Here is a 12726-nt window from a genome sequence, read left to right as displayed (position 1 = left end):
CTCAGCGGAGCCGCCCGGCCGCGACTTCGGTCATTACGACGTTGCTGCGGCCAGGCGCGGGACTTGGTGATCACCTATCCCTCGTACTGGTCCGGTCCCATCGCCCAAAGAGATTGATCGTGGCCGGATGCGTAGTTGCGATTGTTCAGCGCCGGATTGCGATTGACCATCGGCCGCATGAACATCGGATGGGTGGCGCTGCGAACCTCGTGCTCGACCGTGAACAGCGGCTCGCCACTGTCGAGATCGACGATGTCGCAGAAGCGGTACTGATATTGATTGTCCTCGCGCGAGATCAGATCGCGCGCCAGCAGCTTGCGATAAGGACCGGAGAAATCGGTGATGTACATCTGCACATGGTGGCCGTCATAGTCGCCTTGCGGCCGATCGGTCTCGCGAAACAACAAATGCTGGTCGCGGCCGGTCTTCACGGCGGCAACCGTGCCGTCGCCGTTCCGCAACTCGGATGGCATGCCCATGATCTCGGGGTAGAAGGCACAGATGCGCGGGGCGGATCCCACCGGCACGTCGAACTCGACATAGGGAATGCCGAGCGCGACGCGGCCGAAGCGCGCGGCGTCGGGCTCGTAGCAGCGCAAGCGGTTGCCCCACGGACAAATCGCCTCGACATGGTCGTTGTGCTCGGTGAAGGCGAACGCGGTGCCCTCGAGCTTCTTCGCGACCGACGCCAATCGCGCCAGCAGCGCCTCGCGGCCCGCGATGACCAGCCCGACATGACCGCGCAGCACCTGCGGCCGGCCGCTCGGCAAATGAAACTGACTTCGTCCGGCGTTGATCCACATATTGGTGTCGGACACCATCAGATAGGGATCGCGGGTGAGCCCAAGGCCTGCGACATAGAACAGCGTGGCAAGCCGCTGGTCCGGGACCTGGATGTTGACGTGCTCGAAATGGATCGCGTTGCCGAGATCTTCTTTGGATCGATCGAATTGCTGCGGCATGGACAAGGCTCTGATCGGGGAGGGACAGGTCCATATTAGAGCACAATTTCCGCCAGTCGAAATGATTTGCCCGATCACTCTCGAGGGTGGACATGGTCTCCGTTGCCACCTTGCCGCAAATGCCAATCCCTGTAAGCTGACGAAAAGCACAAAGGAAAGAGATCGATGGGAGGGGTTCTGGACGGCGTCCGGGTTCTCGATTTCGGGCGCTATATCGCGGGGCCCTATTGCGCGACCTTGCTGGCCGAATTCGGTGCCGAGGTCATTCGCGTGGAGAAGCGCGACGGCAGCGAGGATCGCTTCGTGGCGCCGGTCGGCGAAAACGGCGAAGGTGCGCTGTTCCTTCAGGTCAACCGCAACAAGAAGTGCCTCACGCTCGATCCGATGAAGCCGGAAGGGCAGGAGGTGATGCGCCGCCTGATTGCGACCGCGGACGTGGTCGTCGCCAATCTGCCGCCGCAGACCTTGCGCGCGATGAAGCTCGACTACGACTCGCTCAAAGCGATCAAGCCGGACATCATCCTGACGACGGCCACCGCGTTCGGCGGGCCGGGGCCCTGGTCCGACCGCGTCGGCTTCGACGGCGTCGGCCAGGTCATGTCGGGCTCGGTGTACATGACGGGCGCCGGGGATCCGCCCTACCGGGCCGCGGTCAACTGGGTCGATTTCGGGACCGCGCTGCATTGCGCGTTCGGCACGCTCGCCGCGCTGATCGAGCGCGGCAAATCCGGGCGCGGGCAGATCGTCGAGGGCGCATTGCTGGCAACCGCCTTGTCCTTCACCAACGCGACGCTGATCGAGCAGGCCGTCATCAACGTCAATCGGGTGCCGACAGGCAATCTCGGCCAGACCGCGGCGCCCGCCGACATCTACCGCACCAGGGACGGCTGGGTGCTGTGCCAGGTCACGGGGCATCCGCTGTTCAAGCGCTGGGCGAAACTGATGGGCGAGGAGGAAGTCTGGCTGAACGATCCGCGCTTTGCCGACGACATCAGCCGCGGCAACAACGGCCCTGTCATCAGCGAGCGGATGGCGCGCTGGTGCGCCGAGCGCACCACGCAGGAAGCCGTCGACACCCTGGGCAAGGCCATGATTCCGACCGGCCCCGTGCTGAGCCCGCAGCAGGCGCTGGATCATCCGCACGTCCGCGCCGCCGGATTCATGCAGGACGTCGACTATCCAGGTCTGCCGAAGCCCGCACCGGTGGCGCGGGCCGCCGTCCGCCTGTCGGAAACGCCCGGCAAAATCGCGACGCGCCCGCCCACGCTCGGCGAGCATACCGATGTTATCCTGACCGAGCTCGGCTACGACAAGGCCGCGATCGCGGCGCTCCGGCAAGGCGGCATCGTCTAGCGGTGAACAATGGCACCTGCATGGCGGCTTGCCGTTGTGATCGCCGCGCTTTGCCGCAAGTTGAGCAATTGCTTCAACGCCCGGGCATCGGCGGGCGCCGCGCTCTTCTGGTCGTTGTCGAAATAGACGTAGACGTCGCAACCCTGTCGCTTCCAGGACTTGATGCGCCGCGCCCATTGCGCGAGCGTGGGTTTCGTATAGTGCCCGTGATAGCGCCCGCTTGGTCCGTGTCCGCGCACATAGACGAAATCCGCCGTGCGCTTCCACGGCGCGGGTGCGTCGTGATGGTCGGACAGGCACAGCGAGATGTTCTCGTCGGCCAGCATCCGCAAGATGCGCGGCTGATACCAGCTCGGATGACGGAATTCGAAACTGTAACGCCGCTTCCGCGACAACAGCTTGAAGAACCCGGCGAGGCGGTCCGCGTCGGCTTCGAATTGCGGCGGCAGCTGGAACAGGATCGGGCCGGCCTTGCCGCCGAGCCGTGAGATGCGATCCTCGAGCAGCTCGAGGCTGTTCACCGAGCGATCCGACAGGCGCTTCCAATGCGTGATGAATTTCGAGGCCTTCCAGGCGAAGACGAAATCGCGGCCGGTCTGGTCTCGCCATCCCTTGACGGCCTCGGGCGTCGGGGTGCGGTAGAACACTCCGTTCAGCTCGGTGGTGTCGAACTGCCCGGCGTAATAGCTCAGCTGCTGCTTCAGCGTCACGCCCTCGGGAAAGAACGGGCCTCGCCAGGAGGCGTAATGCCAGCCGGAAGTTCCGATCAGAACGCGCGCCATGTTTGCAGTGTCCATCCGTTGCATTTGCCGGATGGGAACGTCCGTGCGGCCGATACGTTGCTCGTGAGCTTGATCAACGCAGGACCGGAACCGATGTACGCGCTGTTCGAAGGCAACAAGCAGATCGGCGATCTCTTTCCCTCCGAGAAGGAGGTGTGGGAAGCCGCCTTGATCGAGGGGCTGGTGACCGACGTGCCGGTCGCGGACGAGGAGGGCGGCAGGCTTCTGCCTGCCGGCTATCACGTCGCGCAGGTCGAGGAGACGTTCGAGCCGAAGCCGGGCTGGAAGCTGCCGCGCGAGATCTCCTGAGCGGGCCTAGTTCGAGGCCAGCGCCGCCTTGGCGACTTCTGCCATCCAGCCTGATGCCACCGGCAGGATCGCGTCGTTGAAATCATAGCGCGGGCCGTGCAGTTCGGCGCCGTCCCGCAATTCGCCGTTGCCGATCCAGACGAAGGCGCCGGGGCGCCGCGAGAGAAAGTGGGCGAAATCCTCGCCGGCCATGCTGGGCGCGAGGTCGCGCCGCAGCTCGGCCTGCACCTTGTCCGCGGCGAGGCGCGCGAGATCCGCCTCGGCCGGCGTGTTGATCACGACGCCGACGCCAATGACGATCTCGGGGGTCACCTTGACGCCGAAGCTCGTGGCGATCCCGGCGCAGATCTGTTCGATCCGCGCCACGACCGTGTCCTTCACCGCATCGCTATGGTAACGCAGCGTGCCGCCGATTGAAACGCGTCCGGCGATCTGGTTGCGTGCCGTGCCGCCTTCGAGCGTGCAGAGCGAGAGCACGGCGGTGTCGAGCGGATCGACGCTGCGCGACACGATCGATTGCAGCGCCACGATCAAATGGCCGGCCGTCATCACGGGATCGCGGGTCAGATGCGGCATGCCGGCGTGTCCGGCATGGCCGTCGATGGTGATGGTGACACGCCCGCCGGAGGCCATGACGACGCCGTCATGGACCGCGATGGTGCCGGCAGCAAGGCCCGGCCAGTTGTGAAATCCGAACACCCGCTGCATCGGAAAGCGCTTGAACAGCCCGGCCGCGACCATCGCGCGCGAGCCGCCATAACCTTCCTCGGCCGGCTGGAAGATGAAATCGACCGTCCCGCTCCAGCTAGTGTCGGCGGCGAGCAGCGCGGCGGCGCCGAGCAGCGAAGCGGTATGCCCGTCATGGCCGCAGGCATGCATCACACCGGGATTTTGCGAAGCGTAGGCGAGCCCCGTATCTTCGGTGATCGGCAGCGCATCCATGTCGGCGCGCAGGCCGACGCGGCCCTGGGCGTGCCCGCGCGTCAGGGTCGCGACGATGCCGTGGCCGCCAACCCCGGCCTCGAAGGAAATGCCGAGCTCGGTGAGCTTGTCCTGCACGAAGGCGGCGGTAGCTTTCTCCTGGAGGGACAGTTCGGGATGCGCATGCAAATGCCGGCGCCACGCGGTCAGTTTCTGGTGCAGCTCGGGTGTCAAGGCGGGAATCTCACAGCTTGTGTGTCGGCCTCAACACCATAGCCGAATAACCGCAGCTTGCATCAGGCGTCAGCGAATGCCTCGCGTGCAGCAACGCGTCCCGCCTACGCCGACAGCTTCGCCAGCCCGTCCCAGTCGAAGCTGATGCCGTGGCCGAGACGGTCCGGCGCGAGCGCAAGCCCGTCCACCAGCACCAGCGGATGCTCGATATATTTGTCGAGCCCAAAACCGTGCGCCTCCAGATACGAACGGTTCGGACAGGCCGCGAGCAGGTGCACGGTGATGTCGTGCGCGCCATGGCTGGTGACGGGCAGGTTGAACGCCTCCGCCAGCCGCGCGATCTTCATGAAGGCGGAGACGCCGCCGCAATTGGTGACGTCAGGCTCAGGATAGGACACCGCGCCCGCGACGATGTAGTTCTTGAACTCCCACAGCGAACGCAAATTCTCGCCCGCCGCGATCGGCACGCCACCGGCCTGCATGATGCGGACATGGCCCGCGACGTCGTCGGGAATGATCGGCTCCTCGAGCCAGGTGAGGTCGTAGGGTTGGAACGCGCGGGCGGCGCGGATCGCTTCCTCGACCGTCCATTTCATGTTGGCATCCACCATCAGCGGAAAGCCGTCGCCGAGATGCTGTCGCATCGCGGAGACCTTCGCTATGTCGGTTTTGAGATCGGGCCGGCCGACCTTCATCTTGATGGCGCGAAAGCCTTTGGCGAGATTGCCGTCGGTCTGCTCCAGCAGCGCCTCGACCGAGAGATCGAGGTCGATGCCGCCGGCATAGCAGGGCACGCGCGCATCGAACCCGCCGAGCAATCGATACAGCGGCAATTTCGCGCGCCGCGCCTTCAAATCCCACAGCGCGATGTCGAGTGCCGAAAGCGCCAGCACCGCCGGCCCGCCGCGGCCGCCGTAATGCAGCGCCCACCAGACCTGATGCCAGATCGCCTCGCTGTCATCGGCCTCGCGGCCCTCGACCAGCGGCGGGATTTCGCGCTTGAGGATGTCGGCGACGGCGCCGCCATTGCGCCCGACTGTGTAGGTGTAGCCGACGCCTTCGGCGCCATCGGCATCGTGGATGCGGCAGGTGATCAGCTCGAACGCCGCGATATCGCCATGGGTTGAGTCGGAGAGCATGACGGGGAGGGGGATCCGGTAGAATCCGGTCTCGATGTTTGAAATGCGTGCCATGCGGCCTCCCTGCGTTTTCTTTGCAGGCTAGGCCGGCGCGCACCGTCCGGCAAGCGCGCGCCGTGCAAGGCAGATCACCGCATCGTTGCGAGCTGCACGGCCAGCGCGCAGGCGCGATCGTATTCGTCCAGATTGATCCACTCGTCGACCGTGTGCACCTCATTCTGGCCGGCGCCGAAGGTCACGGTCGGAACACCGTGGCGGACCATCCAGTTGGCATCGAGGCCGCCATTGGCGGTGCGCACGTTCGGCGTGCCGCCGACGGCGGACACGGCGTCCACTGCGCGTTTGACGACGGGAAGGTTGTCCTTCATGCGGAACGGGAAGTAATCGGTCTCGGCCTTGAACTTGACCTTGCCGGACTTGCCTTGCGCGTTGGTGACCTTCTTGGCCGCCTTCTCGAACGCGGCCTTGTAGGCTTTCGTGATCTCCTTGAAGAATTTTCCGTCATGGCTGCGGCTTTCCCCGCGCACATGCACGTAGTCGGTGACGACATTGGTGGCATCGCCCGCAGGCCGCCCTTCGCCGCCGGTGACGGGGCCGACATTGCTGGTGCCTTGCTGCTTGCGCTTGACCACCTTGCCGAACCAGCCGCCGGCCTTCACATCGGCGAGCGCGAGGGCCATGATCATGGTCGAGGAGATGCCGCGCTCCGGCGCGACGCCGGCATGCGAGGCGCGGCCGAAGATTTCCACGGTCCAGCGGTCGGCACCCACGGCGCCGATGACGACGTTGGAGGCCGAGCCGCCGTCATAGTTGAAGGCCATCACCGGCGAGCCGAGCTCGTCCAGCTTGACGTGGCGCGCGCCATAGAGCCCGCTCTCCTCGCGCACGCAGAACAGCAGCGTGATCGGCGGATGATCGAGTTGCTGCTTTTCGAGCTCGGCGGCCAGCGTCACCAGCACGCCGCAGCCGCACCGGTTGTCGCCGCCGAGGGCGGTCTTGGCGTCATTGACGATCTTGCGACCCGACTTCTTCGGCTTGGCGCCGGCGCATAGCGGCACGGTATCCATGTGGGTCATGAACATGATGCGCGGCTGGTTGTGCAGCGCGCCGCGGCCGGGCAGGTCGACGATGAGGTTGCCGGTCTCGGTCGGCACCGGAATGCGGGTATTGGCGTCGTCGAGCAGGATCGCCTTGGCCGGCACGCCGCTCTCCTTCAGCGCGGCCGTGAGCTCACGCCCGATCGCGGCCTCCTGTCCGGTGACGCCCTCGACGGCGAGAAAGCGCATGAGGCGGTCGGTCGCGGCTTTGGTGTCGACAGGCATGAGATATCCCCTTGATGCAGGACTCTACTCTATCGCCGGTCTTGGCGAGGTGTAGACCAAAAAGATCAGAGCGCCGATGCCAAGCATGGCAGCCATGAAAAGCAGCACCGCCGGCAGCCCCGCGAACGCCGCCACCGCACCGGTGATCGACTGCATCAGCGCCGCGCCGAGGAAGAAGGCGAGATTGATCGCCGCGAGCGCCTTGCCTGCCACTTGCGCGTCGACCAGCTGCCGCGACATGCCGAACAGCAATGGCTGCGCCGAGGTCGCCAAGCCAATGAGCACGAACAGCACCAGGTCGTATTGCGGCGGCATCACGGGCACGCCGAACAACACGGAGATCGCGTAGTGCGGCGCCCCTAGCGCCATCAGCGCCAGCAGCAATGCGCCAACCAGGTGCGTTCCCGCCACCAGCGCGCGGCGGCGGCCGATCCTGCGGTCGATCATGCCGACGAGAAGCGGGCCTGCGATCATCGCCAGCGTGAACGCGCCGAGCTGGTTGCCGGCCTCGACCCGCGACAATCCCTTGACCTGCATCAGCCACGGCCCGCCCCACAGGCCGCGCAGCACCAGCGAGGTCGCAAGCGACACCAGCGCCAGCGCGATCAGGCCGCGCAAGGGCCGCGACAGTCCCAACCTGAGCACCTCGATCATCTGCGACAGCGGCGAGGATTCGTCCTTGTGCTCGGCCGGCTGGCTCGGCACCAGCAGGAACACCGCGAGCGCCACGGCGACGCCGCCGAGCGCCGAGATCCAGAACCCGGCGCGCCAGCCGTAAGTGTCGACCATGAAGGCGAGCGGGCTCGACGACAACAGCATGCCGATATTGCCGATCGAGAGGATCGCGCCCGACCACAGCCCGAAGCGCGCGGCCGACAATTGCTTGGCCGCCAACGTCATCGGGCACATCAGCATGCCGGAGGTGGCAACGCCCAGCAGCACCTGTCCGACGGCGAAGCTTTCGGGTCCCGTTGCGAACCCCGACGCGATGGCGCCGACCACGGTTCCCGCGAGCAGGCTCAGCGACACCGGCCGCACGCCAAAGCGGTCCATCGCCGCACCGACCGGGATCTGCGCAGCCGCAAACGCGAACGGGTAGACCGAGGTGAGGCTCGCCAGCGCCTGGGGTTCGATGCCGAAATCCGCCGCCATCAGGTCGAGGCTGACGGCGGGAATGGTACGCAGCAAGGTCGAGAGCATGTGCCCGCAGGCCAGCGCAAGCAGCGCAAAGATCAGCGCGCGGGTGGCTCCCGCGTCGTGGGTGGCGGCGGTGGTCATGGGCGTTGCGTCCCGAGAAGGTTTCGGGTGGGGTTACATGATTGGCGGGTGCATGCCAACATCGGGACCGCCATGGCCGCGATGTCATGGACGCACAAGGGAATGGACGCGCAGCGGACTGGACGCGCAAGGCAAGTAGCATCATGTATCTCGGCATCGATCTCGGCACCTCCGCCGTTAAAATCGTTCTGGTCGACGACGCGCAGCGCGTGGTGGCGAGCCGCAGCCGGTCGCTTACGGTCTCCTCGCCGCGTCCCGGCCATTGCGAGCAGGAGCCGGCACAGTGGATCGAGGCGACTTTCGCGACGCTGGACGCGCTGAGGGCGGACCAGGCGCGCGAGCTGGCCGAGGTCGAGGGCATCGGCCTATCCGGCCAGATGCACGGCGCGACGCTGCTCGACGCCAGTCACACGCCGTTGCGGCCCTGCATTCTCTGGAATGACGGACGGTCCTTTGCGGAATGCACCGAGCTGGAGCGACGCTGGCCCGCCTTGCGGACGACGACGGGCAACAAGGCGATGCCGGGATTCACCGCGCCAAAATTGCTGTGGGTCGCCAGGCACGAACCGGAGATCTTCGCGGCGACAAAACTCGTGCTGCAACCCAAGGCCTATCTGCGCCTGGTGCTGACGGGCGAGGCGATCGAGGATGTTTCGGACGCCTCGGGTTCGCTGTGGCTCGATGTTGTCAGCCGCGATTGGTCGGACGAGGGGCTCGCCGCGACCGCGCTGTCGCGCCGGCAGATGCCGCGCCTGGTCGAGGGCTGCGCGCCGGCGGCACGGCTGCGGAGCGAGTTGGCGCAGCGCTGGGGCATGACCGGGCGGCCGATGATCGCCGGCGGGGCCGGCGACAATCCGGCGGGAGCCGTCGGCATCGGCGCCGTCAATCCCGGCGCAGCCTTCATTTCGCTCGGAACCTCCGGCGCATTGCTGGTGCCGACCAAGACGATCGCGGCCGACCCGGAGCGGGTCGTGCACACCTTCTGTCACGCCGTCCCCGACCGATGGATTCAGGCCGGCGCGATCCTCTCGGCGGCTTCGTGCCTGGCCTGGATCGCGCGGCTGTTGGGGACTTCCGAGGCCGACCTGTTGGCGCCGCTCGGGTTGCGCCCGAGGGCGCCGTCGCCGGTCAGCTTCCTGCCGTACCTCTCCGGCGAACGCACCCCGCACGATGACCCGGATGTGCGCGGCATGCTCGATGGGCTCAGTCACGCCACCGATCGTGACGCGATCGTGCAAGCCGTACTCGAAGGCGTCGCCTTCGCGCTTGCGGACTGCCGGGACGTGCTTGCCGAGACAGGACTGGCGATCGCGGAGGCCGATGTCATCGGCGGCGGTTCGCGGTCGCGGTTCTGGTTGTCGGTGCTGGCCAATGTCCTCAACATCCCCATGCATCGCTTTGCCGACGGCGAGACGGGCGCGGCATTCGGTGCGGCGCGGCTCGGCCGCCTCGCCGTCACCGGTGAGGCTATCGACGCCGTCTGCACCGCGCCACGGCGCGTTGAGACGTTCGAGCCTGAGCCCGCGCTTGCGCAGGCCTATGCAGAGCGGCTGCCGCAATGGCGCCGCCTGTACCGTCCGCGGCGCTGATCGCGATACGCGATGATGTGGCGAAGAAAAGGCATCACGCGCGAGATCGGTTCCGTCTGCAAAAGATAAAAGCAGCGCCGGACCGTTGGTCGGCATGCGGGAGGTATTGCCCTGCGCCACAACCTTTTGTTTAATGCTCGCACCCGCGCCGGGGACCAACGAGACGCGGGTGAGATTGCGATGCCGCCGTCGGCGCATCGGGGAGGTGTGATGAGCGAGCCCATCCTCGAGATGCGCCGGGTCTCTAAATCGTTCTTCAGCATCAAGGCGCTGCGCGACGTCGACCTCACCGTCTACGCCAGCGAGATCCACGCTTTGATGGGCGAGAACGGCGCCGGCAAATCCACCCTGATGAAGATCCTGTCCGGCGCCTACCGGCCGGACCCGGGCAGCGAAATCCGCATCGACGGTCAGCCCGTGCAGATCAGCGGCCCGCTCGGCGGCCGCGCGGCCGGCATCGCGATCATCTATCAGGAGCTCTCGCTCGCCCCCAATCTGAGCGTTGCGGAGAATATCTATCTCGGTCGCGAGGTCTCCCGCGGCGGCTTGCTGGCGCGCGAGGCGATGCAGGCCGGCGTCGGTCCGATCCTGGCGCGGCTCGGCGCGGATTTCACGCCGCAGACGCTGGTCGCCAATCTCTCGATGGGCCAACGCCAATTGGTCGAGATCGCGCGCGCGCTGCACGCCCGCTCCAGGATCCTGATCATGGACGAGCCGACCACCGCGCTGTCGGCCGGTGAGAGCGAAAAGCTGTTCGCGCTGATCCGCCAGCTGCGCGCCGAAGGTCTCGCCATCATCTATATCTCGCATCGCATGGACGAGGTCTATGCGCTCGGCGATCGCGTCACGGTGCTGCGCGACGGCACGCTGGTGGGTTCGCTCGACAAGGCAGACATCCGCGCCGACACCATCGTCCGGATGATGGTGGGACGCGACGTCTCGTCCTTCTACAAGAAGGAGCATGATCCCAGGAATGAGGCGCGATCGGGAGCTCCCGTGCTCGCGGCCGTCGACATCGCCGACGGCAGGCGCGTCAAGGGATGTTCGCTGACGGTGCATGCGGGCGAGGTCGTCGGTCTTGCCGGCCTGGTTGGCGCCGGCCGCACCGAGCTTGCGCATCTCATCATCGGCGCCGCGCCGATGGTCTCCGGCCATGTCGAGATCGAGGGGCGCGCGTTCTCGATCCGCACGCCGGGCGAGGCGCTGGACGCCGGCATTGCCTATCTCACCGAGGACAGGAAGGCGCTCGGCCTGTTCCTCGACATGTCCTGCCTCGACAACATCAATCTCGCGGTACTCGGCCGCGATGCGAAATTCGGCGGCATCCTCGACCGCGACAAGGCCCGCGACCGCGCCAAGCGCGCTTTTGCGGGCCTCGGCATCCGCGCTGCGAATGTCGGTGTTCCCGCCGGCGGGCTCTCCGGCGGCAATCAGCAGAAAGTGCTGCTGTCGCGGCTGCTCGCGATCGGCCCGAAGATCCTGATCCTCGACGAGCCGACGCGCGGCGTCGACGTCGGGGCCAAGTCCGAGATCTATTCGATCATCGACAATCTCGCGAAGTCGGGCACCGCGGTTCTCGTCATTTCGTCCGACCTGCCCGAGATCATCGGCATCTGCGACCGCGTCATCGTGATGCGCGCGGGACATATCGCCGGGCAGATCCGGCGCGACGCGACATCGCCGCTCAGTCAGGAGGAGATCATGGCCCTCGCCACCGGAACGGAGCAGCTCGATGCCTGAGAACGGCGCTTCCGCGAAAGCGGCCCCCGTGGCGTCCGGTCTTGCCGCCGCGCAGGAGACGAAGCGGCAGCGGACGCGGATGATCATTCGCGCGGTCGGCATGCTGCCGGTGCTGCTGTTGCTGTGCGTCGGCTTTCACGTGCTGTCGGACGGCCGCTTCTTCACCGGCCAGAACATCGGCATCGTGGTGCAGCAGTCCGCGGTCAATACCGTGCTGGCCGCAGGCATGACCTTCGTCATCCTCACCGGCGGCATCGACCTGTCGGTCGGCTCCATCCTGGCGGCGTCGGCGATGGCCGGGCTGATCATCTCCAAATTCCCCGATCTCGGGGGGCTGTGGTTGCCGGCCGCGGTGCTCACCGGTGCGGTCTTCGGCATTCTCAATGGCGGCTTGATCGCGCTGATGCGCCTGCCGCCCTTCATCGTCACGCTGGGATCATTGACCGCCGTGCGCGGCGCGGCGCGCCTGCTCGGCGCCGACACCACCGTGTTCAATCCGTCGATCCCCTATGCCTTCATCGGCAACGGCGCCTTGACCCTCATTCCGGGCGTGCTGTCAATTCCGTGGCTCTGGGTGATCGCGTTGCTGGTCATCCTGGTGTCGTGGCTGGTGCTCAAGCGCACCGTGCTCGGGGTGCACATCTACGCGGTCGGTGGCAACGAGAGCGCCGCGCGACTCGCCGGCATCAAGGTCTGGGCCGTGCTGATCTTCGTCTACGGCGTGTCGGGCCTGCTCGCCGGTCTCGGCGGCGCGATGCAGGCGGCGCGGCTCTATGCCGCCAATGGCCTGCAACTCGGCCAATCCTACGAGCTCGACGCCATCACCGCCGTGATCCTGGGGGGCACCTCCTTTGTCGGCGGCATCGGCTCGATCTGGGGAACGCTGGTCGGCGCGCTGATCATTGCGGTGTTGTCGAACGGCCTGATCCTGATCGGCGTGTCCGACGTCTGGCAATATGTGATCAAGGGTCTGGTGATCATCGGCGCGGTCGCACTGGACCGCTATCGGCTGCAGGGCTCGGCGCGCACTTGAGAGCAAGAAATGCAGCGGGCGCTGCGCCCTCATGTTCATTCCGTCACGGCAACTGGTCGCCGTG

Annotated in this window: 11 protein-coding genes; 5 read left to right on the top strand and 6 right to left on the bottom strand. The window is 66.3% G+C overall.

The features are described from left to right. Positions 1-74 precede the first annotated feature (74 nt). Positions 75-962 carry a hypothetical protein gene (locus tag IVB48_RS09880; protein ID WP_247399727.1) on the bottom strand — a complete coding sequence of 296 codons (888 nt, stop codon included), beginning with the start codon at positions 960-962 and terminating at the stop codon, positions 75-77. A gap of 165 nt (positions 963-1127) precedes the next feature. Here IVB48_RS09880 and IVB48_RS09875 point away from each other — a divergent pair, with 165 nt between their 5' ends. Continuing rightward, positions 1128-2315: a CoA transferase gene (locus tag IVB48_RS09875; RefSeq protein WP_027568736.1), complete on the top strand. Its 1188-nt coding sequence runs from the start codon at positions 1128-1130 to the stop codon at positions 2313-2315. On the opposite strand, the gene IVB48_RS09870 is transcribed toward IVB48_RS09875, so the two are convergent. Beyond that, positions 2312-3097, bottom strand: coding sequence for a DUF72 domain-containing protein (locus IVB48_RS09870; protein ID WP_247399726.1), 786 nt, complete (start codon positions 3095-3097; stop codon positions 2312-2314). The two genes, IVB48_RS09875 and IVB48_RS09870, sit on opposite strands and share 4 nt — an antisense overlap. A 93-nt stretch (positions 3098-3190) precedes the next feature. Here IVB48_RS09870 and IVB48_RS09865 point away from each other — a divergent pair, with 93 nt between their 5' ends. Beyond that, positions 3191-3406 (top strand): hypothetical protein, encoded by a 216-nt coding sequence (locus IVB48_RS09865; protein ID WP_247399725.1) that lies wholly within the window; start codon positions 3191-3193, stop codon positions 3404-3406. Positions 3407-3412: 6 nt separating this feature from the next. Here the strand turns inward: IVB48_RS09865 and IVB48_RS09860 are convergent, their stop codons facing one another. The 4 genes from IVB48_RS09860 to IVB48_RS09845 all read right to left on the bottom strand — a co-directional run bounded on the left by IVB48_RS09860 (position 3413) and on the right by IVB48_RS09845 (position 8300). Continuing rightward, positions 3413-4561 (bottom strand): amidohydrolase, encoded by a 1149-nt coding sequence (locus tag IVB48_RS09860; protein WP_247399724.1) that lies wholly within the window; start codon positions 4559-4561, stop codon positions 3413-3415. A 104-nt stretch (positions 4562-4665) separates the two neighbouring features. Continuing rightward, the gene (locus IVB48_RS09855) at positions 4666-5754 is read right to left on the bottom strand and encodes a mandelate racemase/muconate lactonizing enzyme family protein (RefSeq protein WP_247399723.1); all 1089 of its coding nucleotides are present in this window, start codon (positions 5752-5754) and stop codon (positions 4666-4668) included. Between the two features lie 74 nt (positions 5755-5828). Continuing rightward, positions 5829-7022, bottom strand: coding sequence for a M20/M25/M40 family metallo-hydrolase (locus IVB48_RS09850; protein ID WP_247399722.1), 1194 nt, complete (start codon positions 7020-7022; stop codon positions 5829-5831). 24 nt (positions 7023-7046) lie between these two features. Next, positions 7047-8300 (bottom strand): MFS transporter, encoded by a 1254-nt coding sequence (locus IVB48_RS09845; RefSeq protein ID WP_247399721.1) that lies wholly within the window; start codon positions 8298-8300, stop codon positions 7047-7049. Positions 8301-8443: 143 nt separating this feature from the next. Here IVB48_RS09845 and xylB point away from each other — a divergent pair, with 143 nt between their 5' ends. From xylB to IVB48_RS09830, 3 genes are all read left to right on the top strand, one after another. Next, positions 8444-9889: a xylulokinase gene (gene xylB / locus IVB48_RS09840; RefSeq protein ID WP_247400004.1), complete on the top strand. Its 1446-nt coding sequence runs from the start codon at positions 8444-8446 to the stop codon at positions 9887-9889. A 210-nt stretch (positions 9890-10099) separates the two neighbouring features. Next, the gene (locus IVB48_RS09835) at positions 10100-11629 is read left to right on the top strand and encodes a sugar ABC transporter ATP-binding protein (RefSeq protein ID WP_247399720.1); all 1530 of its coding nucleotides are present in this window, start codon (positions 10100-10102) and stop codon (positions 11627-11629) included. After that, positions 11622-12662 (top strand): ribose ABC transporter permease, encoded by a 1041-nt coding sequence (locus IVB48_RS09830; protein ID WP_247399718.1) that lies wholly within the window; start codon positions 11622-11624, stop codon positions 12660-12662. Before IVB48_RS09835 ends, IVB48_RS09830 begins: the two co-directional genes overlap by 8 nt. The last annotated feature ends 64 nt before the right edge of the window (positions 12663-12726 follow it).

This window comes from Bradyrhizobium sp. 76, from assembly GCF_023073025.1.
GTDB lineage: Bacteria > Pseudomonadota > Alphaproteobacteria > Rhizobiales > Xanthobacteraceae > Bradyrhizobium.
Note: the sequence above shows the minus strand (reverse complement) of the source record. Positions and strands in the feature narration are given on the sequence as shown.